This is a genomic window from Trinickia sp., assembly GCF_051953955.1.
GTDB lineage: Bacteria > Pseudomonadota > Gammaproteobacteria > Burkholderiales > Burkholderiaceae > Trinickia.
In genome coordinates, this window is record NZ_JBQCIF010000043.1 from 1 (window position 1) to 22,266 (window position 22,266).

Sequence of the window (22,266 nt, forward strand, 5' to 3'; positions counted from 1 at the left end):
TAAGATGAGATATCCCCGGGGACTCGATCCCCTTGAAGGGTCGTTCAAGACCAGGACGTTGATAGGTCGGGTGTGTACGTGCAGTAATGCACTTAGCTAACCGATACTAATTGCCCGTATGGCTTGATCCTATAACCGGAGCGTTTTATCCAGCTGACTTCCCGTCACCTGGAATGCTCGCACCAGGTTTGATCCTCGCAGTGCCTACACTCACTGCCCTGATCCATTACATACGCTTCTTCCCAGATTGGCTGGGCGCACCGTCACCGCGCCCCAGCAACAAGTCATGCCTGATGACCATAGCGAGTCGGTCCCACCCCATCCCAACCCGAACAGGACCGTGAAACGACTCCACGCCGATGATAGTGCGGATACCCGTGTGAAAGTAGGTAATCGTCAGGCTCCTTACGTGCCCGTCGCAGTGCGCGCTCAAGCGCCCACTGCGACCCATGCAATGCCTCACCAAACCCCCGAAAGCCAACCGCTGTCGGGGGTTTCGTGTTTGGAATCGCCGAAACGCTCACCGCTCGGTAAGCACCGGCAAAGTCGCCTCGAAGCGCAGAAATTCTGACGCGAGCATCGTGTCCATTAACAACTCGGCTGCTTCAAGTGCTGCAATCGGGCTGTAGACGGTGCCGCCGCGGCGCTCGCCGGCGCCGCCCGGTCCCAAGTAACGACCAGCGCATCCCGATGTAGTTGCCGCAAAGGCCAGCGCAATTCATCATTTCCTGTGCCCCGCCGCCTCGCTCGCCATCCATCCCCATTTTAAGTTGCGGTCGTTTAAAGATCCGCGCCCGTGACTGCGCCCGCAGCGCGGCCGGGGCATGCCCGTTGCTGCCCGTCTTTCGTTGCCGCTGTATCCGCGGTGCCATCAAAGACAGGAGCCGAACATGACGAGCAAACCTACGCCGCCGATGCCCGAGCAGCAACAGCAGCAGGTTCCGGGCAAGACGGCACCGATGTCTCCCCAGCCGGATCACGGTGAGCAGAGCTATCAAGGGCATGGCCGTTTGGCCGGCAAAGCGGCTATCGTCACCGGCGGCGACAGCGGCATCGGCCGTGCGGTCGCCATCGCATTCGCCCGCGAAGGTGCCGATGTCCTAATCGCTTATCTCGACGAACACGAGGACGCTCGCGAAACCGCTCGCTGGGTCGAGCAGGCCGGCCGCAAAGCCGTGCTCGTGGCCGGCGACCTCGCGCAGCGCGAGCAGGCCTGCGAGATCGTCGCGCGTGCGACCGAAACCTTCGGCCGCGTCGATGTGCTCGTGAACAACGCCGCGCACCAGATGACCTACGAGAAGGTCGAAGACATTTCCGACGACGAGTGGGACCGCACCTTCGATATCAACATCGGCGCGATGTTCCGGCTCGTCAAAGCGGCGCTGCCTCATATGAAATCCGGCAGCGCGATCGTCAACACGACTTCGGTCAACGCCGACAAGCCCCGGCCGACGCTGCTGCCCTACGCCACGACGAAAGGCGCAATCCAGAACTTTACGGGCGGCCTGGCGCAGCTGCTGGCCGAGCGTGGGATCAGGGTCAATTGCGTCGCGCCCGGACCGATTTGGACCCCACTGATTCCGGCGACGATGCCGGCCGACAACGTGAAGGAATTCGGCAAGCAGACGCCGATGAAACGGCCGGGCCAACCCGCCGAACTCGCCCCCGTATACGTCATGCTTGCCAGCAACGAGGCCAGCTATGTATCCGGGGCGACGGTAGCCGTTACGGGCGGGGTGCCGATCATTTGACGGGCACGCGGCTAACGATGAGGGGCGCAGCTGACGGCAATACGAATGTGCGCGAGCACGAGCCGATAGCGGCATCGTGCCCGCCGGCGCTCGGGCATGGACTGCTCGAGGTCGGGCGCAACTGCAAATCGCTGGTGCACGCTGATCGATTTGCACTCCTGATCGACGGCAGTGCCTATTTCTCGGTCTTGCGCGAGGCGCTCCTGCGCGCTCAGCGCACGATTTTCATCGTCGGCTGGGATATCGACAGCCGCATGCGACTCGTCCCGGAAGGCGCGCACGACGGCTTGCCCGGAGCGTTAGGCGAGTTTCTGCAAGCGCTGTCGGCGAGGCGCCGGCGTTTGCGCATCTATATCCTGGCGTGGGACTTCGCCATGATCTACGCGTTCGAGCGCGAGTGGATGCCCGTTTATCAAACGGGCTGGCGATCGCAGCGCGGGATCGTATTTCGCCAAGACGGAACCCATCCGCGCGGGGCATCGCACCATCAAAAAATCGTGGTCATCGACGATCGCCTCGCATTCGTCGGCGGGCTCGACCTGACGCGCTCGCGCTGGGACACGCCCGAGCATAGGGCGGGCGATCCGCGACGCCGCGATGCCAACGGCTTGCCCTATGGGCCGTTTCACGATGTACAGGCAATGTTCGACGGTGACGCGGCCGTGGCGATCGGCGCACTCGCGCGCGAGCGCTGGCAACGATCATGCGGCAAACGGATCGCGGTGCGCGCGCATCGCGCCGTGGACCGTGACGCGGATCCTTGGCCGCCCAATGCGTCGGTGGAATTGCGCGACGTCATGCTCGGCATTTCCGTGACCGAGCCGCCTTACCGGTCGCACGAAGCCGTGCAGCACATTCGCGCGCTCGTTGCCGATTCGATTGCATCGGCTCGCAGCCACATCTACATCGAAAATCAGTACTTCACGGCGGGCATCGTCCGCGAAGCGCTAGTCAGCAGGTTGGCGCGCAACGACGGCCCCGATGTCGCAGTGGTGGTGCCGCGGTTGCAAAGCGGATGGCTGCAAGAGGCGACGATGGGGGTGCTGCGTGCACGCTTGCATCGGGCGCTCGTCGACGCCGATCGCCACCGGCGCTTTCGCATGTATTGCCCGCACGTCGAGGGTCTCGGAGACGGATGCGTCAACGTGCACAGCAAAGTGATGATCGTCGACGACACGCTCATGACGTTGGGCAGTGCCAATTTCAACAATCGATCGATGGTGCTCGACACCGAGTGCAACGTGACGATCGATGCGAACGGCGATGCTCGCGTGCGCGAGGCGATCGCTCGCTGGCGCAATCGGTTGCTCGCCGAGCATCTCGACGTGGCCGAGCTCGACGTCGCACGCGCCTTCGCAAGCGAGCAACGCTTGAACGCCGTGATCGATACGTTGGCGCGCCGCGAAGGCCGCACGTTGCATTCGTTCACGCCTGTCGTGACGGCAGATCTCGATGCGCTGGTGCCGCTCAATACTTGGCTCGATCCCGAGCAGCCCATCGCGCCAGACGCTCTCGTGCACGAGTTCATCCCCCAGGGACGCCGCAAATCCTTGACCGCACGCTTCCTCGTGCTCGGCGGATTGGTGCTCGCCTTCGCGGTGCTGGCCATCGTTTGGCGGTTTACGTCGTTCGGGCATCACCTCGATCTCGCCGAGGTCGCGCGCCTGATTCGACGCATCGATGCGTTGCCGCTGGCACCGCTCATCGTGTTGACCGGATATGTCATCGCGTCGATCGTCTCGGTACCGATCACCTTGTTGATCGCCGCGACGGGCCTCGTCTTCGGCGCGTGGCCCGGTATCGGCTATGCGCTCGGCGGGACGCTGTTGTCCGCGATCGCGACCTACGGCCTCGGGGTGCTGCTCGGGCGCGATGCCGTGCGCCGTCTTGCCGGCGCGCGCGCGAACCGCCTCAGTGAACGAATCGGGGAACGCGGCATCGTGACGGTCATGGTGCTGCGGCTGCTGCCCATTGCGCCATTTACGATCGTCAACCTCGTTGCGGGTGCGTCTCACATCCGTTTGCGCGATTACATGATCGGGTCGGTCCTCGGCATGGTGCCGGGCATTTTGCTGACCGTGACTTTCGCGCATCAGTTGCTGAACGCGATTCGGCACCCCGGCATCGGGTCCGTGGCAGCCATGTTGGCGATCGGGCTCGCGCTGGTGGGTGTGTCTGTGTTGCTGCAACGTTGGCTGGGGCGACGCAAGTGAACGCGAACTTGAATGCGCAACTCGACGCTCCGGCGGATTCGGTACCCGGCACCGTGGAGCCCGGCAAGGCGGCAAACGCCATGAAGGGCCGGATCTGCGAACTCAGGATTGCGAGCTACAACATTCATGGCGGCTTGCCTACGTGGACGACGCAATCGAAGCGGCAGATGATTTCGCGCATCGCCCACGTCGTCGAGGAACTCGATGCAGACATCGTTGCGCTGCAGGAGGTGCCGCTCGGCGGCTCGGAAGCGCCCGACGTGCTATCGCAGCTTCGGGAGACTAGCGGCATGTTCGCGGTGGAAGGACCAACGCTCGACACGCCGAGGCGCCGCTACGGCAATGCGGTGCTGTCGAGGTTGCCGATTCGGATGGCGCGCACGCTCGACCTGTCGTTTCATGGGCGCGAGCCGCGCGGTGCGCTCGACGCCGATATCGAATGCGCGGGGCAACTGATCCGCGTCGTCGCGACGCACCTCGGCTTGTCGGCCAGCGAACGCAGCACGCAAGTGCGCACGCTGCTCGCGGCCTTTGACAACAGCGCGCTGCCCGTGATCTTGGTCGGCGACATCAACGAGTGGTTCGTGCGACGGCGTGCGTTGCGCGCGCTCGTTTCTCATTTTCGGCGGGCGCCCGCGCCTCGGACGTTTCCCACGTTTTGCCCGGTCTTCGCGCTCGATCGCATCTGGGTGCATCCGGGGGAGTGCCTCGTCGACGTCGCCGTACACCGCAGCGCGCTGGCGCGGCGCGCATCCGACCACTATCCGCTCGTCGCGCGCATCCGCATGCCGGCCGACACGTCGCACGGGGACTCATCTGGAGAAAAGTCTTGAAGACGAGTGAACTAGAAGGATGCGCACTGGATTATTGGTGCGCGCGCGCGTTGGTCGACGATGACGAGGAAATCGCGTTCATCCAAGTCGAACCGAGCATCGTCGTCACGTTCACGCATGGGACGTTGCGCAAATTGGCGCAACCTTTTTCGCCGTCGAGCGAATGGGGCGAGGCGCTCGAGATAGTGGAGCGTGCACAGGAGCTTCGCTGGATACGCGGTGAGCAAGATACGCATTGCTGGGTGCGCTTCGACGGCAGTGCACCGCACGAAGGCCACGCGGCCCATCCGCGCATCGCATTGCTGCGCGCGTTCGTGCAGGTGCGATTCGGCGAGACCGTCGAACCTTATCCGCGTGCGCCGCATGCGGTCCTCGCGGGGAAAGTGCACGCCTACGATGCGGGCGGCGTTCCGCCGAGCTACGGTGACAATGCCGGCGCGGACAGCGAAATCGGCAATATCCGCTCCGTACCCAGGCCTTGAAGGGGGGGGCGGTCAGTTCGCCGCGCTGCTGACGAGGCGCAGCCGCGTGATTTCCGAGGGGGCGCCGAGCCGCTTCGGCGGCCCCCAATAACCGGTTCCACGGCTCGTGTACACCCATAGCGGTCCTAATTTCGCGAGCCCCGCCGTGAACGGTTGTTGCAGCCGCACGAAGAAGTTCCACGGAAAGAATTGTCCCCCGTGCGTGTGCCCCGACAACTGCAGCGTGTAGCCCGCGTCGGCGGCAATCAGCGCCGTTCGCGGCTGATGGGCGAGCAGCACTTTGATGCGCACGTCGCTCGGCGCATCGGCCAACGCAGCAGCGGGATCGCTGCGATGCGTCTCGTCGAAGTGCCCCGCGGAGTAATCGGTGACCCCTGCGACGATGAACGGCGTGCCCCGGTGCTCGAGCACGACGTGCTCGTTCAGCAAGACATGCAGTCCTAAGCGATCGAATTCGGCGATCCATTGCGCCGCACCGGAGTAATACTCGTGGTTTCCGGTAACCAGATAGGTGCCGTAGCGCGCCGTCAGGCGCCTCAGCGGCTCCGTATGGCTCGCCAGCTGCGCGACGCTGCCGTCGACGATGTCTCCCGTCACGGCAATGACATCGGGCTCCAAGCGGTTGACTGCATCGACGATCGCATCGACGTAGCGCGCCTTGATCGTCGGCCCGACGTGAATATCGCTGATCTGAACGATCGTCAGCCCGTCGAGCGCGGCAGGCAGATCGTCGATCGGAACGTCCACGGCGACGACTCCGGCGCGCCGGCGGGCATTGACGAACCCGATCGCCGTCGACAGCGCCGCGAGCACCGGCACGGCGACTGCGGTGTCGACACGCCACTCGTCGAGCGACAGCGTATGGTGCCAAAGGGCATCGACGGTCAGCGCCGACGCCAGCACGAGATCGCGCAAGAACGTGAAGACGAGCAGCGACGAGAACAGCCCCATGGCGATCAAGCCGATCCACGCGATGCGATCGGCGTGTGCTCGGCCTTCGAACGTCCGAGCCAGCATGCCGAGCGGGATCAAGCAGCACGACAGCACGAGCGCACAGGCTGCAAGCAGTTTGCCCGGGAGGCCGATCGGAAGCTCGGGGATGACGCGAAGGCCGACATAGATGTGCAGCAGCACGCCGATCAAGATTGCGCGCGTGAAGAAGGACGAACGACGCATAGGTAACGAAAGGGAGGCCGAAAGCACGCGAAAACCGAGCCGCTTGGACAGGCTCGGGTTCGAGCATTGTACCGGTGCGTGCGATGCCGTGCCCGAAGCGCGCGCCGGGGCGCCCGCCGGGCGGGTTAACGGCGGTTTCCCACGTTGTGAAATCGATCTAAGCTACGAATATTCATCAAGATTCGATTCCTGCGTGGTTGGCGTTCTGAAAGGGAGGAAGAGAATGATGAAAGCCGTTAAGTGGGCTCATCGGCCGCATCGCCCTCATCATGCTCATCACCTCGGCTACGAGGGCAGCCATGTCATGCTCCCGCTCGTCGGGCTCTCGCTCATGGCGCTCGCCGTCTATTACGTCGTGCGCCGTGCGGATCTGCTCGAGGTGAGCCGCAGCGCCCTGTTCGACGTCATGATGGTGTTCGTCGCACTCGGCATTGCGGGCTTGTTCGGCGTAGCCGGCGCGTGGCTGCGCTCGGACGGCGATGGAAAGAGCGAAGGCTTTTGCTTCGTCGGCGCCTTGATCGGTGCGATCGTGTTTTACATCGCGCTGCTTACATGAGAGGCCTTCGAAGCACGAGGCCTGGGGCAGCCCGCCTGCGGGAGCCGCGCGTCCGAAATTGTCGGCGGCTCGAGCAACGTGGCGGTCATGCGATGCGCGCTGCCTCGTCGAACGACAGGCGCGGATTGCGCGCGTGCAGCTTCGAGCGATCGCCGTATCCGAGATTGATCAAGAAATTCGATTTGATGGTCGTTCCCGCAAAAAACGCGTCGTCCACTTTGGCCGCGTCGAAACCGGACATCGGACCGGCATCGAGGCCGAGCGCACGTGCGGCAACGATCAGATAAGCCCCTTGCAGCGAGGCGTTGCGGAACGCCGTGGCGCGGATCGCTTCCTCGTTGCCGGCGAACCAGCTGCGCGCGTCCGTGTGCGGGAACAGCTTCGGCAGGTTCTCGTAGAACGCCAAGTCCATGCCGACGATCACGGTGACGGGAGCGGCCATGGTTTTGTCGACGTTGCCGGCCGAAAGCGCCGGCCTCAGTTTTTCCTTGGCTTCGGCCGTCTTGACGAAGACGAACCGGCCGGGGCTCGAGTTCGCCGACGTCGGCCCCATGGCGGCTAGCGAATAGATCTGCCGCAGCAGCGCGTCGTCCACGGACTTGGGCAGCCAGGCGCTGTGCGTGCGTGCTTCGCGGAACAACTGATCGAGAGCGGCATCGGATAGTGGCATGATCGACGGGGGTTGCGGCACGAGGCCTGGGGTTCGAAAGCGTTCCAGCAACTGTCCACGACCGGCCTTCAGGCCGGGGTTCGGGCTCACTGCCCCCTGAAGGGCGGGGGGGCAAACCGGGGTCAGGTTTACGATGATAACGATGGAACCGGCTGTTTGCACGGCCGCACGGGCGGGCCAGATGGCGAACGGCAGGTCAGATGCCGAGCGGCACGGCTTTTTCTTCATGCGAGGGTATGTCGAGCCAAACGTTGAGCCGACCCCGTTGAGCCGACCCTTTTGCACGGCAAGGTGTGAATCGAATGATCGATGATATGTTCGGCGGTGCGCCCGAGGTCGATGTCGACTGGTACCCGCATTGGTTGTCCCCGGAGGAAGCGGACGTGGCTTTCTCGTCGCTGGTCGATGAAGTGCAATGGAAGCAGGACGTCATCAATACGCCGGGCGGCATCAAGCTGCTGCCGCGTCTTACTGCTTGGCAAGGTGATCCGGGCGCGGTGTACGTCTACTCGGGCATCCGCAACGAGCCGCTCGCATGGACGCCGACCGTTCAAGCGCTGAAGTCGCTGGCCGAGGCCTCTTGCGCGACACGCTTCAACAGCGCACTCCTGAATCGATATCGCAGCGGAGAGGACGGCATGGGCTGGCATGCCGATCGCGAGCGGGAGCTCGGCGACGAACCCGTGATTGCGTCCGTGAGCCTCGGCGTCGCTCGACGATTCGACCTTCGACACAACGAAACGGGACAGATGCGCGCATTCGAACTGACGAGCGGCAGCTTGTTGGTGATGCGAGGGCGCACGCAGCGCGAATGGCGGCATCGCGTCGCGAAAGTGCCAGGCCTGAGGGGAGAGCGGATCAACCTGACGTTCCGATTCGTGGCGATGCGGGCAGGCGCGAGTTGATCGTCGGCGGCAACGCACCCTGTGCGTTCCAAGTACATCCTTAGGGTTCCTAACTAAACCCGATCGGCGGTCGCACGTTTCTACGTAAAAAAGTTATAAGAAATTTATGCGCATAAACGTTTAGTCATGCATCTATCTGTCCCTTATTGCGGGGAATATGGCCGATGATGCCGATACTCTCTCGTTCCGACGAATTTTCCTGCCTCTATGCTGATAACTGAGCCGCGGGGACGGCTCCGCGCAGGCAGCCCGGCAGTGCGTCGGGGCGGGGTCGACCGCGTCGCGTCGTCCCGCGGCGGCGTCGACTACGAGGAGGAGTGGACAGCTGATGAAGATTTCCCGGTTTGCAGCGGTAGCGTTGATCGCATGGACGACGACAGCGTTCGCCCAGCGGCCCTCTGTTTATCCGTTGCGCAGCCAAAGCGCCGCGGCCCAAAGCGTCGACAACGCCTATTGCTATTGGCAGGCGCGCCAGCAAACGGGTGTCGATATGGCGCGTCAATCGCAGCGCCCCGAGCGGACCACGCCGCTTCGATTCTCCGCGGATGCCGGCAGGGGGGCCAGCGAACCGCCGTTGCCGCCGTCGCATAGTGCGTCGAGCGGCACATCTCGAGCAGCTTCGAACCGATCGTCCGCATCGGAGCCTCACGGGTCGTCGGCCATGAGCGGCGGTGTGCCGCAGGGCGCGTCGCACCCGAATGCATCGTTGCCGGCCAGCGGCGGCTCGGCGCAAACGGCAGCGCCGGCGTCTTCCTCCTCCGGCACGACGGCCGCCAGCGTTGCGTCCGGGGCTTCGGGGCCTGGGGCCACGCCGAATCTGCCGCCATTGCCGCCGCCTCAGCCTCCCATGACCGCCTATTGGCAAGCGTACGGAGATTGCATGCAGAGCCGCGGGTACGGCGTGCAGTGAGACGGCCGCGTTTCCAACGACGGTTAGCTCGCGCCTCCCGTCTCGCGGCCGTGCCGCTGCAACGGCTTGAAATCGACCCGTCGCGGCCTAGACTTTATCTCTCGGCGAACATCGTTGGGGGACAAGGAGATGCGTTTGACTATTTTGATTAACGGTTCCGATCCCACCGTCAATCATGACTACGCCGTGCTTTGGCTCGATACTGACGAACGAGTATGGTCAAGGGAGTCGCATGACGGGATCGACCTTCCGCCCTGGGGGGAGCTGCGCGACGAGGGCGGCGTCACGCAACTGTGCGCACCCACGGAGGAACGACCGCTCTGTACGCTGTGCGGCTTGCACGTCGAGCGTGATTTACTGACGGCCGCGCAGGGTGGGGCGCAATGGTCCTGCGGCACCGTCGGTGGCGGGGACGGTTTCTGGCGCCTGCAGGCCGTCGAAAAAATGACGCCGCCGCCCGAGCACAGCGTCTTCCGCCGATAGGCTCACCGGCCCGGCCGCGGCGGCGGCAAATAATCTCTTACGGTTCGTTACGAACTCCCCGAGGCGAATTTCAATTCGGTATAGTCGGCCTTGGCTATCTCGAGGCCAACCCTCCTAGGCCCGTTCGGCGTCTGTCGACGGGCCGTCTTTTTGGTTTCTCCTCCCCGCCGTTTTGACCTGACGCATGCCGTAACCGCGCAGCGCGAAATCGATCCCACGGGTCCAACCGCACCACGCGCGTCAAGATCCGCTCGCGCACGCGTGCCCCCGGACGGTGACGTTCGTGTGAAAAAGCGTTGTTCTTTCGCAACTGCACGCTGGTCGAACGGCCAGGTTCCAGGCGCTGAGCCCCGGCCCCATATCACAAAACAAATCCCTTCAAAAACAATGAACTAGGGGTTTCCCCTAAATTGATTGTTTCGATTCCGGCAAAAATGTGTTGTGCAGCCCACGTATACCCTAATCGAGCTCGCCACGTAGACTCGCCCCTCATCGGATGGGTCAGTCGTTCGATGACGTAGCCGAATCGGAAGCGGCGTCGAAGTCGATCCGTTCATTCCGAAGCCTGGCAGTGAGCCAGTTTTATATAAAAGGGATTTCTCCAATGAAAAAAACCCTGGTTGTCGCAGCGGTTTCCGCCTCTTTCGCAGTCGCAGCCCACGCTCAAAGCAGCGTCACGCTTTATGGCGTGATCGATGCGGGCATCACGTACACGAGCAATGTCGGTGGCAAGTCCAACTGGCAACAAACGTCGGGCGGCATCGACCAAAGCCGCTTCGGCCTGAAGGGCTCGGAAGACCTCGGCAATGGCCTGAAGGCGATCTTCACCCTGGAAAGCGGTTTCAACCTGAATAGCGGTCGTTACGCCAACAACGGCAGCGAGTTCAACCGTCAATCGTTCGTCGGCCTGTCGAGCAACTACGGCACCGTCACGCTCGGCCGTCAGTACGACGCAGAGCAAGACTTCCTGGCTCCGCTCAGCGCAACGGGCAGCTGGGGCGGTACGGCGTTCGCTCACTACGGCAACCTCGACAACCTGAACACGAACGGCGGCGCGGCTGTCAACAACTCGATCAAGTTCACGAGCGCGAACTACGCCGGTTTCACGTTCGGCGGCACGTACGGCTTCTCTAACCAGGCCGGCCGCTTCGGCAACAACCGCGAATACAGCATCGGCGCCGCATACCAGTTCCAAGGGTTGCGCGTAGGCGCTGCGTACGCTCAGCAGAACAACCCGCTCGCCGCCAATGGCGGCGCGAGCGACGGCTCGAACTTCGGCGCCGGCGTGAACGCTGTCGCGACGTTGGCGAACGGCGGCCTTGCCACCACGGTCGGCAACTTCCGTCAACGCACGTACGGCGTGGGTGCGAGCTACGCGTTCGGTCCGGCGCAAGTCGGTGCGGTGTGGACGCAAGCGCGTCTCGATGCGGCTCAGGCTCAAGCATCGGTTCGTGAAGACAACTACGAAGTCAACGCGAAGTACAACCTGACGCCCGCGCTCGGCCTTGGTGTCGCCTATACGTTCACGGACAACCGCGGCTTCGTCACGGGCGTCAACGTGGGCGAGCGCGTCCACCAAATCGGCGCGCAAGCTGACTACGCGCTGTCGAAGCGGACGGACGTGTACGCACAGGTCGCGTACGCGCACACGAGCGCTCAGAGCGGCGCATCGATCTACAACGGCTCGATCGGTAGCAACGCGTCCTCGTCGGACAACCAAACGGCTGCCACGATCGGCCTGCGTCATCGCTTCTAAGCCGGCAGTATCGGCCTAGTCGTTTCTTGGGCGCTGCGGCCGCGGTGCCTAAGACCGCCGATGAACCCACGTTTTCCGGAACGTGGGTTTTTTTTGTTACGCATCCGAAATCTTTCGCAGCGGACCGCCGTGCGCGGTTCACCCTACTCGCCGGCGGGCCACTGGCCCACTGCATCGAGCGTCTCCCTATACTGGCTCATTCAAGCGCGCATTCGTTCCCCTGCGGCGGCACGGGCGATGCGTCCGCTTCTTCAATGTCAGCGGCATCATCGAGGTAGCACATCATGACTGAAGCAGTGACGCCGAAAGACGATCAAGTGCTTCGCACCGACGTCGTCATCATCGGAGCAGGCCCTGTAGGGCTTTTTGCGGCGTTCGAAGCCGGCGTCGTCGGCTTGTCGTGCCATATCGTCGATGCGCTCGAGCAAGTCGGCGGCCAATGTATCGAGCTGTATCCCGACAAGCCTATTTTCGACATCCCGGCGGTTCCGGTCTGCACCGCACGGCAATTGATCGACCGCCTGATGGAGCAGTGCCGGCCGTTTGCGCCGCCGATCCACCTCGGGCAGCGCGTCATGGACGTCGAGCGCCTGGAGGATGCGCAGCGCTGGCGCCTGCGCACCGACGGAGGCCTCGTGTTCGACACCGCTGCGGTGCTGCTCTCGGCCGGCAACGGCGCGTTCGTGCCGCAACGTGTGGGACTGCCCGAAGCGCAGGCGCTCGAAGGGCACTGCGTTCATTATGCCGTGCGCAAACGCGCCATGTTCGCGGATCAGCGCGTCGTCGTCGCAGGCGGCGGCGATTCGGCGCTCGACTGGGCGCTCGCGTTGCGCGGAGAAGCGAAGCGCGTCACGCTCGTGCATCGGCGCAACGCATTTCGCGCCGCCGACGCCACCGTCCAGGAGATGAAGCGCGCGGTGGACGCGGGCCAAATGGATCTCGTCATCGGCACGATCGCTGCGCTGAACGCGCTAGATGGGGCGCTGCAGTCCGTCGACGTCAAGACGCTCAACGGCGACGCCGAGATCGAAGCGGATCATCTCATCGCGCTGTACGGCTTGGTTGCGGACCTCGGACCGATCGCGCAATGGGGGCTCGACGTGCGTGCCGGGCGCGTGGCCGTCGATACTTCGTACTACGAAACGTCGCTGCCCGGTATTTTCGCTGTCGGCGACATCGCAACTTATCCCAACAAGCAAAAGCTGATTCTCTCCGGTTTTCACGAGGCGTCGCTCGCGTTGCGTAAGGCGTATGCCTATGCGTTCCCCGACAAGAAGCGGGTGCACGTGCATTCGAGCTACGACGCGAGCTTGTCCGAGCGCATCCTCGGCACACCGGCGACTTGACTCGTTTTTCTTCCGCCGCCAGCGCAAAGGCTTTCGGTTTGGCTCGTGTCCGTCTGGCTCGTCGTCACGTGGCTCGGCCACGCGGCGAAGCAGCGTTCGAATGCTGCCGTGCCGGCCGGGGCCGGCGGCCGATGACTTTGCTCGGTGTGCGATGAGGTAGTCGCGCGCGGCGTCCGCACGCGTCGCGCGGCCGCGTCGGATGCTCGTGCGTCGCAGCCTCGATAGCGTCGGCGAAGCGCTGCAGGGCCATGAGCGATCCGCACACGCTGTGGTAGTTCACGGTGCCGATGCGCGCATCCAGCAGCACTTGCAGGCCCGCTTCGCGGGCCAATTCGATGATGTCCATGTCACGCCTCCCCGTTAGGCGTTGGCGCAGCGCGTGGCGTCGCGAAACCGGCCGAAGTGCTCGTCGCGCTCGCGTCTGCACCGCGCGCACCCATGCCGCACGCAGTCGCAGGCGTACCGAGCATCGAGCCGGCATCCCCGCACGCTCGTTTTCGTTCTGTGCAAGCGCCATTGATGCACACGATCATGAGTTCACGTCGAAACGATCGATCGCATTCCTACCGTTTCACGTACCGTCATTGTCGTGCTGCCGCCGCGACGCGAATGTGCGCCGGCGTACTGCCGGCCGCTTTTCGTCCAACTTTTCGCCTGAGCGAGCAGCTGCCTCGGTATGTCGCGCGGCGACAGGGGAGACGATTGGCGCCTAGCTGCGGCGCTTGGCGGAACGCCACCCCACGCGGCGGAAGCGTTCTTTCTTCTGTTCTTCTTCGAAGTGCATGCGCGAAGGTTTGACGAGATCGCTTCTCGAAACGATGCCTTCGAGCTTCATCGAATCGCGGTCGGCCACGACCGGCACCCGTTCGAGGCCATGCACGGCGAGCCGCGCCGCAACGAGCCGGCAGGTTTCGCTGGCTAGCGCGATGGTGATGGATTTGGCCGCGAGCGCATCGCCGACCGCCATCTCGCTGCCTTGCTCGGTGGCCAACGCAACGAGCGTGTCGCGATCGGCCACACCGACCAGGCGCTCGGCGCGCACGACCGGGTAGGCGCGATGGGTCTGGCTCGGTCCGAAGAACGACGCGAGCGCTTCACCGACGGTCACGGCGGCATCGATCGTGCGCACCGAACGCGTCATCACTTCATCGACGTGATGTCGTTCGAGCGGATCGACGCCGTATTCGCGGTAGATGTGATAGCCGCGCCGTGCGATCTTCTCGGTCATGATCGAGCGCCGCATGACGACGGTCGTGAATCCATGCGCGACCAAGGTGGCCGTCAATAACGGCAGCAACGCGTTGGCGTCATGCGTGAGGCCGAATGCGAAGACGATGGCCGTCAGCGGGGCGCCGAGCGTCGCGCCGAGCGTGGCTGCCATTGCGACGAGCGGCCACAATCCCGCTTCGTGGCCCGGCAAGATGGGGCCCATCACGATGCCGAGACCGGCGCCGAGCATGAGCAGCGGAGCGAGCACCCCGCCCGACGTACCGGAGCCCAACGCGATGACCCAGATGACCGCTTTCACGACGAGAATCGCAATGGCGACCTTCACCGCGAGTTGCTGATGCAGCAAGTCGCCGATGACGTCGTATCCGACGCCGAGCACGCGCGGCTCGATCAAGCCGCCGAGACCGACCGCGAGACCGCCGATGGCTGGCCACCACATCCAATGCACGGGCAGCTTGGCGAAGAGGTCTTCGGTGGCGTACAGCGCGATCGACAAGCCCGAGGCGAGGGCGCCGCTGGCGACGCCGAGGATCAAACACGAGAGCAGGGAGATCGTGCCGGGGGGCGCCGTCTCGAGCGGAAACAGCGGACCCACGCCGAACCACTGGGCGCGCATGAATCCGGCCACCGCACAGGCGAGGGCGACAGGCAGAAAACTACGAGGGCGCCATTCGAACAGCAGCAGTTCGACGGCGAGCAGCACGGCCGCGACGGGCGTGCCGAACACGGCCGTCATGCCTGCCGCCGCGCCGGCGACGAGCAGCGTCTTGCGCTCGGCGGCCGTCACTTTCACGCATTGCGCAAGCAGCGAGCCCAGCGCGCCGCCGGTCATGATGATCGGGCCTTCCGCGCCGAACGGCCCGCCGCTGCCGATCACGATGCCCGACGAAAGCGGCTTGAGAATCGCGACTTTCGGCGACATGCGGCTTTTGCCGAACAGGATCGCTTCGATCGCTTCGGGGATGCCGTGGCCGCGGATCTTGTCCGAGCCGAAGCGCGCGATCAACCCGACGATGAGGCCGCCGAGCGCGGGGATGAGCACGACCCAGACACCGAGCTTGTTATCGGCCGGCGAATGATTCACGAACGAGAGCGTGCCGAAGAAGAACACGTTCGTGAACAAGTAGATGAGCTTGAGCAGCACGATGGCCGCAATCGTGCCGAGCACGCCGATGACGGCGGCCAGCGCGCAGATGCCCGGTAATCGTGCGTTCGCGGAAAAGTCCCGCTTGTTGGGGTCGAGGTGATCGCTCATAGATATACCAAAGTCACAAATCGATTTGCGGCACACTGAACGCGCCTTGGAGCGATTTGAGCTCCGCGCGGTGCAATGCCGCTAGTTTTGCCAGTACCGTTTCGCCTGCTTTCTGCAGATGGACTTCCACCTGCCGTCTATCCGTTTCGCTCACTTTGCGCCTGACGAGATCGAGCGCTTCGCAGCGCGAGACCAAGGCGACCACGCCGTGATGCTGCGCTTGCAAGCGCTCGGCCAACTCGCCGATCGTGGCCCATTCGCGGCCCGGATAGCCTTTGACGTGCAGCAGCAGCAGGTATTGCAACGGCGTGATGCCTTCCTCCTGCGCGGCGCGTTCGGAAAATCGCTCGAAGCGCCGCATCTGGTAGCGGAACTCCGAGAGCTGCTCGAAATCGCTCTTGGCGAGCGCGCCGTTGGCGAAGGATTTCATCGTGATCGGGGGCAAAAAGTAGAAGCCCGCAATAATATCACATTGTGATATATTTCGACGCTACGCGGTCTTCAGTTCGCGCGCCTGCGTTTGCGTTTGCCGATGCAATCCACCGATCAGATCCGACTGCGTGATCATGCCGATCAACCGGCGCGAATGGTCGACCACGGGAATGTGGTGATGGCCGTAATGCGCGAATACCGGAATGAGCTTGGCGACCGGCAAATGCGGATCGACCGTGCGCACGTTCGGCGTCATCAAGTCGTCGACGCGGTGGGTCTCGTCCGCGCTGCGCCACAAGCTCCGGCGTTTGTTGCGCGGGCCGCGCAAGCCGAAGGCCGTGCGCCCGACGAAGTCCGTGCGCGTGACGATGCCGACCACGCGCCGCGCTGCGTCGACGACGGGCAATGCCTTGATGCGATGGCGCTCGAGCAATCGCCAAGCCGCGGCGGCGGTCGTGTCGCTCGATACGCTGACGGCGTCGCGCGACATGATGGCTTCGCACGTCAGTTCGCTGAAGCTTCGTGCATAGGCGAGCAATTGCGCTTCATGCACGACCGATTCGAGGTCGTCCGCGGCGACGGCGAGCAATTCGCCGCGTTCGCGGACGATTGCCTCGAGATCGGCACGCGTCACGCCGGCGATGCCCGGTGGCGTTTGCGCCGCGGCGCGGCTGACGTGCGGATAGCGGTGGCCCGTCACCGCGTGATAAACGATGGCCGATCCGAGTAGCACGGCCGATTGCAGCGCGACGGGCTCGATCACGAAGCGCAGGCCCAGAGCGTGAATGGCGGGACCACCGAGCACGGCGGTGAGCGCGACGGCGCCCGACGGCGGGTGAATGCAGCGCAGGGCGAACATGACGCCGATGGCCGCGGCGAGTGCGACGGCGGAGGCGACGATCGGATTACCGATCCACATCGCGCTGATCACACCGAGCGTCGCGGCGACGAGATTGCCGCCGATGAACGACCACGGCTGAGCGAGCGGGCTCGCGGGCACGCCGAAGAGCAGCACCGCCGATGCGCCCATCGGCGCGATCAGATACGGCACGACCGCTTCCGGGCCGAGCAGCCAATGCACCGATGCGCCCATCGCCGCTATGCCGAGCAGTGCGCCGAGTGAGGCGCGCAGGCGCTCGCGCCAGGAAACGGCGATAGGGTGCGGGGCGAAGCTGGCGAACCAGCGCAACACGGCTTGGCTAGGCACGGCGGTTGATCTTCTCTTCGGATGACATGATGAAAGCGCGGCGAACGGTGCGGCCGTCGCCTTGGGAGCCGGCGATTATATGTCAACGTGATATAAAAGCGCCATCGTAGTGCGTGGTGCCGTTGCGGCAAAACCGCAAAATCGTCGTTATAAGGGATGACGGTTATAAGCTAATAACCGACGGTGATGGTGGCCACCGCGACGTCGCGCACGCGAGTGCCGACGAGTGCACCGTCAGCCCAAATGCGGCCGCCGAGCGATCGTCAGGGCCGAGCGAGCCAGTGGAGGGCAGCGCTCAACGCCAAGCGGCGCCGTCGCAAAAGAGATCGGTGCGAGTTGCGTCCGTTGCGGGCACCGGTATGCCGGCCAGCAAGGCCGCGTCCCGATAGAGATTCGTTTGATTGACGCGCGCGGCGATCGCTGCGTCTTCGGATGCAGGCGCATCGGCGTCACGCAGCAGCCCCCAGCGGCGATATTGCGCGAGGAACCAGCGTCCTTCGGCGATACGCGGGTAGTTGACCGAGCCGCCATCGAAGAAGGCGACGGGTAGCGGCGAGCGTCCATCGTTCAGGCCGCTTTCGGCGCCGGTTAGACGAGGCGCGATCAGATCGCGTGGCACGTCGAGCGCATCCGGCTTGGCAAGCCACGACGAGATTTCAGCGCGATGGAGGGGAGCATCGACCCATCGGCACGCCTCCAGCATCGTGCATACGAGCGCGCGTGCCGTGGCGGGGTAGCGTTCCACGAAGCCGCGCCGGCACGCCAGCACTTTTTCCGGATGGTTCGGCCAAATCTCACTCGTCGACACGACCGTCTCGCCGGCCCCGCGCGCCTGTGCGACCGCATGCCAGGGCTCGCCTGCGCAAAATCCGTCGAGCGTGCCGCGCTCGAGCGCATCGACCATGCGTGGCGGCGGTATGACGACGCTTTCGACGTCGTCGCGCGGATGCACGCCGTTGGCGGCGAGCCAATAGTAGAGCCACAGGGCGTGCGTTCCCGTCGGAAACGTCTGTGCAAACACCGGAGGTTTGTCGAGCGTGGCGAGCGCTGCCTTCAGGCTGCCATGCGTCTTAAGCGCACGCGCGAGCGGCGTCGACAACGTGATGGCTTGCCCGTTGCGGTTGAGCACCATCAATATCGCCATGTCGTCGCGCGGCCCGCCGATGCCGAGCTCCACGCCGTACACGAGCCCGTACAGCGCATGCGCGCAATCGATCTCTCCCGAGAGCAGCTTGTCGCGCACGGCGGCCCAGGAAGGCTGCCGGCACAGTTCGAGCGTCAGCCCGTGCCGATGGCCGAATTCGAGCACCTTGGCCGCGACGATCGGCGCCGCATCGGACAGCGCGACGAATCCGATCCGCAGGTGAGTCTTTTCGGGGGCGGCCCCACTCGGCGTTGCGATGTCCATAGTCTTGCTACCTACTTGGAAGAGTCCGTCGCTTCGATTACGCGGCGAGCGATTTCGGCCAGCCGCACGCCGGCATCCATCGCGCGCTTGCGCAAGGTGGCGTATGCGTCCTGTTCGGAGAGTTTGCCGCGCTCCATCAACAGACGTTTTGCGCGGTCGATCGTCTTGCGGTCGTCTAGTTCGGCTTCCACCTTGGCCAAGCGCTGCCGCAACTTTTCTTCATGCGCGAAACGCGCCAGCGCGACCTCGAGAATCGGCGCGAGCTTGTCGGGTGTGAGGCCCTCCGCCGTGTAGGCGGTGACGCCTGCGTCGACGGCCGAGCGAATCAACTGCTGATCCGCGTCATGGCTGAACATCAGAACGGGCCGCGGCGCCGTTTCGTTCATGACGGCCAAATGCTCGAGCGTGTCGCGAGAGGGAGACTCCGTATCGATGATGACGACGTCGGGCCGCTCGCGCTGCACCACCTGCTGTAACGCATGCGGCGCGGCGGCCTCGGGCAGCATGTCGTAGCCCAGGCGTGCAAGGGCCTCGCGCAGTTCGCCGATCGGTTTTTCGGTATCGGTGACGAGCAAGATACGCAACATTCTCAAGCGGGTGTCGTCGCAGTCAGTAATCGCTTGATTTCAGGAACGCACGAGCCGCAGACGGTGCCGCAGCCGAGCGTCGATTTCAATTCGTCCAGCGCCGAGCCGTTGGCGATCGCTTGCTCGATCTGCGATTGCGTCACTTGCTTGCAATTGCAGACGACGCGGTCGCGCGGCGCGCGCGGGCGCTGGGGCGTATCGCCGCCAAGCAGCATGATCGCATGGCGCGGACCGTCCCACGGCGCTGCCGACCGAATCTGCTCGATCAGCGCCGCGGCGGGGCTCGTTTCGCCGGTAAGCAAAAAGCCGTCGATGAATTGCTCGCGCCACGCGACCCGCTGGGCACGGCCGCGCCGCGCGTCGCGGTACTCGAGCAGATCGTCGCCTCGTGCCAATCCTAGCGCATCGTGCAGCTGTTCGGCCCAAGCTGGGTCGGCTTCGGCATCCGCCGCGCTGACGACGATGAGGTCGTCGCTTTCGACGCGAATCGATGCATAGCGGCGTTGCGCGAGCAGCGGCTGCACGGCGGTGCGCAGCGCGAGCACGTCGCCTCGCTTGGCCGCGACCAGCCGCCACGGGAGCTTGGCCGCTTCGATGCGTACGGCGGCGTGCTTGAGCTCGGGCTGCTTCGAGTCGGGGTCGACCGCGCCGATCGTCGCTTCGTTGATGCCGCCGCTGTCGAGAAACTGGCCGCTCCAATGCATGGCCGCGAATACGGTCCCCGGGGCGAGATCGTCGGTCGTCTCGAGCGGCAGGACGAGCCGGCCGCGGCGGCTCGCGACCGTGACGAGGTCCCCGTCCTTCAGGCCGCGGCGTGCCGCGTCTTCGCGGCGGATCGACAGCGTGGCTTCGGGGGCATGATTGAAGAGCTGGCCGGCTCGCCCCGTGCGGCTCATGCCGTGCCATTGATCGCGCAGGCGCCCCGTCAGCAGACGGAACGGGTAGCGCGCGTCGACCGGCTCGGCGACGCTCTGATAGTGCGGCGCATGAAAGCGCGCGCGGCCGTCGTCCGTGGCGAAGACGCCGTCGGTGTACCGTCGTGCCGACCCCGTCTTTGCACCTGCCGGCAACGGCCATTGCTGCGGGCCACTCCGCTCGAGGCGCTCATAGGATAGCCCGCCGATGTCGAGATCGCGCCCGACGGTGAGCGTGCGGTGCTCGTCGAAAACGTCCTGCTCGGATTCGAACGGAAACAAGGACGGCCCCGTGGCGAAGGCCTCACCGCTGCGTTGCGGGGACAATCGCGCTTCCAGCCTGCGTGCGACCTCGTTCGCGATCCACCAATCGGGGCGAGCCGCGCCAGGCGCTTCGACGGCCGCGCGCACGCGCGAGATCCGGCGTTCGGAGTTCGTGACCGTACCGGATTTCTCGCCCCAGCTCGAGGCGGGCAGCAAGACGTCGGCGTAAGGCACCGTATCCGTCTGCTCGAACGCCTCTTGCACGACGACGAACTCGGCGGTGCGCAATGCCTTGCGCACTCGCTCGATGTCGGGCATCGAATGCACCGGGTTCGTGCAGGCGATCCAAATGGCCTTGACCTTTCCTTCGGCGACGGCATCGAACAGATCGACCGCCGGCAAGCCGGGGCGTGCCGACAGTTCGCTCACGCCCCACAACGCTTCGACTTCGGCGCGATGCGCGGCATTGCCGATGTCGCGATGCGCGGCGAGCATCGTCGCCATCCCGCCGACTTCGCGCCCGCCCATGGCATTCGGTTGGCCCGTGAGCGAAAACGGCCCCGCACCCGGCTTGCCGATTTGCCCTGTGGCGAGATGCAAGTTGATGAGTGCGAGGTTCTTGTCGGTGCCGTGGCTCGACTGATTGAGCCCCATGCAGTAGAGCGACAGCGATGCGGGGCTCGCCGCGAACCATTCGGCGGCTTGCAGCAGATCGCGCTCGGCAATGCCGCAGATTTCCGCGGCCATGCTGGGCGTGTAGCTGCGCACGAGTGCTTTGAGTTCGTCGAATCCGTTCGTATGGGCAGCGATGTACGCCGGATCGATCGCACCTTCCCAAATCATGTGGTGCAGCATGCCGTTGAACAGCGCGACGTCGGTGCCCGGCGTGATCGCGAGGTGCAGGTCGGCCAGCGCGGCGACGTCGGTGCGGCGCGGATCGACGACGATCCATTTGACGGACGGGTCGTTCGCCTTCGCTTCTTCCAAGCGCCGGAAGAGCACGGGATGGGCGTAAGGCATGTTGCTGCCGGCGAACAGCACCGTCTTCGCGAGTTCCAGATCCTCGTAGCAGGTGGGCGGACCGTCGGCACCCAGCGACTTCTTGTATGCGGTGACCGCGCTCGACATGCACAAGCGCGAGTTCGTATCGATGTTGTTCGTGCGGATCAGCCCCTTCGCGAGCTTGTTGAAGACGTAGTAGTCCTCCGTCAGGAGCTGGCCGGAAACATAGAATGCGACGGCGTCGGGGCCGTCGCGTTCGATGATGTCGGCAAAACGGGCCGCCACGTGGTCGAGCGCGTGCGACCACTCGGTCGGCAAGCGCTCCGACTCGCGCGTGAGCCGCACCTCGGGGTGCAATGCTCGGCCGGCATGGCCTGCGACCGTCAAGGGCAGCGAGCGGCCTTTCGTGCACAGCTTGCCGAAGTTGGACGGATGATCGGGGTCGCCTTCGATGCCCGTCACATGGCCATGCTCGGCTTCGATGAGCACGCCGCAGCCTACGCCGCAGTAGCAACACGTCGAACGCGTGACGGTTTTCATCGCGACGTGGCCCCCGTCATGCGAAGTTGACGAATACGGCTTCGCCCTCGACCTTCACGGCGAAGCGCATCGTGCAACCCTCGTCGGGCGCGCATGCATCGCCCGTTTCGAGCGCGATGTTCCAGCTATGGAGCGGGCACGTCACCGTCTTGCCGTGGACGATGCCTTGCGAGAGCGCACCGCCCTTGTGCGGGCAGCGATCGTGCAGCGCGAAGACTTCATCGTCGGCCGTGCGGAACAAGGCGATGTCGCCGTCGTCGCGCTTGAGGACGCGGCTGCCCAGCCGCGGAATGTCCGCGACGCTGCAAACGTGCGTCCAGGTGGAGGCGGGGGAAATCGTCATATC

At 64.4% G+C, this 22,266-nt stretch carries 20 protein-coding genes and 2 rRNA genes; 12 read left to right on the forward strand and 10 right to left on the reverse strand.

Annotation, left to right across the window (positions count from 1 at the left end):
• The 6 genes from ACTHNZ_RS08195 to ACTHNZ_RS08220 all read left to right on the forward strand — a co-directional run.
• A 23S ribosomal RNA gene (locus ACTHNZ_RS08195) occupies positions 1-131 on the forward strand; the annotation flags it as partial.
• A gap of 158 nt (positions 132-289) precedes the next feature.
• Positions 290-402, forward strand: a 5S ribosomal RNA gene (gene rrf / locus ACTHNZ_RS08200).
• Positions 403-890: 488 nt separating this feature from the next.
• Positions 891-1,751, forward strand: a complete 861-nt coding sequence (locus ACTHNZ_RS08205; RefSeq protein ID WP_440542004.1) for a glucose 1-dehydrogenase — start codon at positions 891-893, stop codon at positions 1,749-1,751.
• A 17-nt stretch (positions 1,752-1,768) separates the two neighbouring features.
• Positions 1,769-3,964, forward strand: coding sequence for a VTT domain-containing protein (locus tag ACTHNZ_RS08210; RefSeq protein WP_440542005.1), 2,196 nt, complete (start codon positions 1,769-1,771; stop codon positions 3,962-3,964).
• 80 nt (positions 3,965-4,044) lie between these two features.
• A complete protein-coding gene (locus ACTHNZ_RS08215) occupies positions 4,045-4,797 on the forward strand; it encodes an endonuclease/exonuclease/phosphatase family protein (protein ID WP_440542033.1) in 753 nt (250 codons plus the stop codon).
• Complete coding sequence (locus ACTHNZ_RS08220) at positions 4,794-5,279, forward strand: phage protein NinX family protein (protein ID WP_440542006.1); 486 nt, start codon at positions 4,794-4,796, stop codon at positions 5,277-5,279. The genes ACTHNZ_RS08215 and ACTHNZ_RS08220 overlap by 4 nt, the downstream gene beginning before the upstream one ends.
• Positions 5,280-5,291: 12 nt before the next feature.
• Here ACTHNZ_RS08220 and ACTHNZ_RS08225 read toward each other — a convergent pair whose 3' ends face one another.
• A complete protein-coding gene (locus ACTHNZ_RS08225) occupies positions 5,292-6,455 on the reverse strand; it encodes a metallophosphoesterase (RefSeq protein WP_440542007.1) in 1,164 nt (387 codons plus the stop codon).
• Positions 6,456-6,681: 226 nt separating this feature from the next.
• On the opposite strand from ACTHNZ_RS08225, the gene ACTHNZ_RS08230 reads away from it, so the two are divergent.
• Positions 6,682-7,011: a hypothetical protein gene (locus ACTHNZ_RS08230; protein WP_440542034.1), complete on the forward strand. Its 330-nt coding sequence runs from the start codon at positions 6,682-6,684 to the stop codon at positions 7,009-7,011.
• Between the two features lie 85 nt (positions 7,012-7,096).
• Here ACTHNZ_RS08230 and ACTHNZ_RS08235 read toward each other — a convergent pair whose 3' ends face one another.
• Positions 7,097-7,681 carry a malonic semialdehyde reductase gene (locus tag ACTHNZ_RS08235; RefSeq protein WP_440542008.1) on the reverse strand — a complete coding sequence of 195 codons (585 nt, stop codon included), beginning with the start codon at positions 7,679-7,681 and terminating at the stop codon, positions 7,097-7,099.
• 302 nt (positions 7,682-7,983) lie between these two features.
• On the opposite strand from ACTHNZ_RS08235, the gene ACTHNZ_RS08240 reads away from it, so the two are divergent.
• The 5 genes from ACTHNZ_RS08240 to ACTHNZ_RS08260 all read left to right on the forward strand — a co-directional run bounded on the left by ACTHNZ_RS08240 (position 7,984) and on the right by ACTHNZ_RS08260 (position 13,081).
• The gene (locus tag ACTHNZ_RS08240) at positions 7,984-8,586 is read left to right on the forward strand and encodes an alpha-ketoglutarate-dependent dioxygenase AlkB family protein (RefSeq protein ID WP_440542009.1); all 603 of its coding nucleotides are present in this window, start codon (positions 7,984-7,986) and stop codon (positions 8,584-8,586) included.
• A 328-nt stretch (positions 8,587-8,914) separates the two neighbouring features.
• Complete coding sequence (locus ACTHNZ_RS08245) at positions 8,915-9,496, forward strand: hypothetical protein (protein ID WP_440542010.1); 582 nt, start codon at positions 8,915-8,917, stop codon at positions 9,494-9,496.
• A gap of 129 nt (positions 9,497-9,625) precedes the next feature.
• Positions 9,626-9,979, forward strand: a complete 354-nt coding sequence (locus ACTHNZ_RS08250) for a DUF3564 family protein (protein WP_440542011.1) — start codon at positions 9,626-9,628, stop codon at positions 9,977-9,979.
• A 604-nt stretch (positions 9,980-10,583) separates the two neighbouring features.
• A complete protein-coding gene (locus tag ACTHNZ_RS08255) occupies positions 10,584-11,735 on the forward strand; it encodes a porin (RefSeq protein ID WP_440542012.1) in 1,152 nt (383 codons plus the stop codon).
• 284 nt (positions 11,736-12,019) lie between these two features.
• The gene (locus ACTHNZ_RS08260; protein WP_440542013.1) at positions 12,020-13,081 is read left to right on the forward strand and encodes an NAD(P)/FAD-dependent oxidoreductase; all 1,062 of its coding nucleotides are present in this window, start codon (positions 12,020-12,022) and stop codon (positions 13,079-13,081) included.
• 64 nt (positions 13,082-13,145) lie between these two features.
• On the opposite strand, the gene ACTHNZ_RS08265 is transcribed toward ACTHNZ_RS08260, so the two are convergent.
• The 8 genes from ACTHNZ_RS08265 to nirD form a co-directional block, all read right to left on the reverse strand.
• Positions 13,146-13,427 carry a hypothetical protein gene (locus ACTHNZ_RS08265; RefSeq protein ID WP_440542014.1) on the reverse strand — a complete coding sequence of 94 codons (282 nt, stop codon included), beginning with the start codon at positions 13,425-13,427 and terminating at the stop codon, positions 13,146-13,148.
• 363 nt (positions 13,428-13,790) lie between these two features.
• Positions 13,791-15,566: a chloride channel protein gene (locus tag ACTHNZ_RS08270; RefSeq protein ID WP_440542015.1), complete on the reverse strand. Its 1,776-nt coding sequence runs from the start codon at positions 15,564-15,566 to the stop codon at positions 13,791-13,793.
• Between the two features lie 13 nt (positions 15,567-15,579).
• On the reverse strand, positions 15,580-15,996 hold the full coding sequence (locus tag ACTHNZ_RS08275) for a MarR family winged helix-turn-helix transcriptional regulator (protein WP_440542016.1): 417 nt from the start codon (positions 15,994-15,996) through the stop codon (positions 15,580-15,582).
• A gap of 60 nt (positions 15,997-16,056) precedes the next feature.
• Positions 16,057-17,205 carry an HPP family protein gene (locus tag ACTHNZ_RS08280; RefSeq protein ID WP_440542017.1) on the reverse strand — a complete coding sequence of 383 codons (1,149 nt, stop codon included), beginning with the start codon at positions 17,203-17,205 and terminating at the stop codon, positions 16,057-16,059.
• A gap of 295 nt (positions 17,206-17,500) precedes the next feature.
• Positions 17,501-18,613, reverse strand: a complete 1,113-nt coding sequence (locus ACTHNZ_RS08285; protein WP_440542018.1) for a CmpA/NrtA family ABC transporter substrate-binding protein — start codon at positions 18,611-18,613, stop codon at positions 17,501-17,503.
• 11 nt (positions 18,614-18,624) lie between these two features.
• Positions 18,625-19,200, reverse strand: coding sequence for an ANTAR domain-containing response regulator (locus tag ACTHNZ_RS08290; RefSeq protein WP_440542019.1), 576 nt, complete (start codon positions 19,198-19,200; stop codon positions 18,625-18,627).
• Between the two features lie 2 nt (positions 19,201-19,202).
• Positions 19,203-21,920, reverse strand: coding sequence for a nitrate reductase (locus ACTHNZ_RS08295; protein WP_440542020.1), 2,718 nt, complete (start codon positions 21,918-21,920; stop codon positions 19,203-19,205).
• Between the two features lie 16 nt (positions 21,921-21,936).
• The gene (gene nirD / locus ACTHNZ_RS08300) at positions 21,937-22,263 is read right to left on the reverse strand and encodes a nitrite reductase small subunit NirD (RefSeq protein WP_440542021.1); all 327 of its coding nucleotides are present in this window, start codon (positions 22,261-22,263) and stop codon (positions 21,937-21,939) included.
• Positions 22,264-22,266 lie beyond the last annotated feature (3 nt).

What these genes read in the sequence shown, in the direction of transcription:
- ACTHNZ_RS08205 (WP_440542004.1), top strand. Translation starts at nt 891, where the DNA reads ATGACGAGCAAACCTACGCCGCCGATGCCCGAGCAGCAACAGCAGCAG.
- ACTHNZ_RS08210 (WP_440542005.1), top strand. Translation starts at nt 1,769, where the DNA reads ATGAGGGGCGCAGCTGACGGCAATACGAATGTGCGCGAGCACGAGCCG.
- ACTHNZ_RS08215 (WP_440542033.1), top strand. Translation starts at nt 4,045, where the DNA reads ATGAAGGGCCGGATCTGCGAACTCAGGATTGCGAGCTACAACATTCAT.
- ACTHNZ_RS08225 (WP_440542007.1), bottom strand. Translation starts at nt 6,455, where the DNA reads ATGCGTCGTTCGTCCTTCTTCACGCGCGCAATCTTGATCGGCGTGCTG.
- ACTHNZ_RS08230 (WP_440542034.1), top strand. Translation starts at nt 6,682, where the DNA reads ATGAAAGCCGTTAAGTGGGCTCATCGGCCGCATCGCCCTCATCATGCT.
- ACTHNZ_RS08235 (WP_440542008.1), bottom strand. Translation starts at nt 7,681, where the DNA reads ATGCCACTATCCGATGCCGCTCTCGATCAGTTGTTCCGCGAAGCACGC.
- ACTHNZ_RS08240 (WP_440542009.1), top strand. Translation starts at nt 7,984, where the DNA reads ATGATCGATGATATGTTCGGCGGTGCGCCCGAGGTCGATGTCGACTGG.
- ACTHNZ_RS08245 (WP_440542010.1), top strand. Translation starts at nt 8,915, where the DNA reads ATGAAGATTTCCCGGTTTGCAGCGGTAGCGTTGATCGCATGGACGACG.
- ACTHNZ_RS08250 (WP_440542011.1), top strand. Translation starts at nt 9,626, where the DNA reads ATGCGTTTGACTATTTTGATTAACGGTTCCGATCCCACCGTCAATCAT.
- ACTHNZ_RS08255 (WP_440542012.1), top strand. Translation starts at nt 10,584, where the DNA reads ATGAAAAAAACCCTGGTTGTCGCAGCGGTTTCCGCCTCTTTCGCAGTC.
- ACTHNZ_RS08260 (WP_440542013.1), top strand. Translation starts at nt 12,020, where the DNA reads ATGACTGAAGCAGTGACGCCGAAAGACGATCAAGTGCTTCGCACCGAC.
- ACTHNZ_RS08265 (WP_440542014.1), bottom strand. Translation starts at nt 13,427, where the DNA reads ATGGACATCATCGAATTGGCCCGCGAAGCGGGCCTGCAAGTGCTGCTG.
- ACTHNZ_RS08270 (WP_440542015.1), bottom strand. Translation starts at nt 15,566, where the DNA reads ATGAGCGATCACCTCGACCCCAACAAGCGGGACTTTTCCGCGAACGCA.
- ACTHNZ_RS08275 (WP_440542016.1), bottom strand. Translation starts at nt 15,996, where the DNA reads ATGAAATCCTTCGCCAACGGCGCGCTCGCCAAGAGCGATTTCGAGCAG.
- ACTHNZ_RS08285 (WP_440542018.1), bottom strand. Translation starts at nt 18,613, where the DNA reads ATGGACATCGCAACGCCGAGTGGGGCCGCCCCCGAAAAGACTCACCTG.
- ACTHNZ_RS08290 (WP_440542019.1), bottom strand. Translation starts at nt 19,200, where the DNA reads ATGTTGCGTATCTTGCTCGTCACCGATACCGAAAAACCGATCGGCGAA.
- ACTHNZ_RS08295 (WP_440542020.1), bottom strand. Translation starts at nt 21,920, where the DNA reads ATGAAAACCGTCACGCGTTCGACGTGTTGCTACTGCGGCGTAGGCTGC.
- nirD (WP_440542021.1), bottom strand. Translation starts at nt 22,263, where the DNA reads ATGACGATTTCCCCCGCCTCCACCTGGACGCACGTTTGCAGCGTCGCG.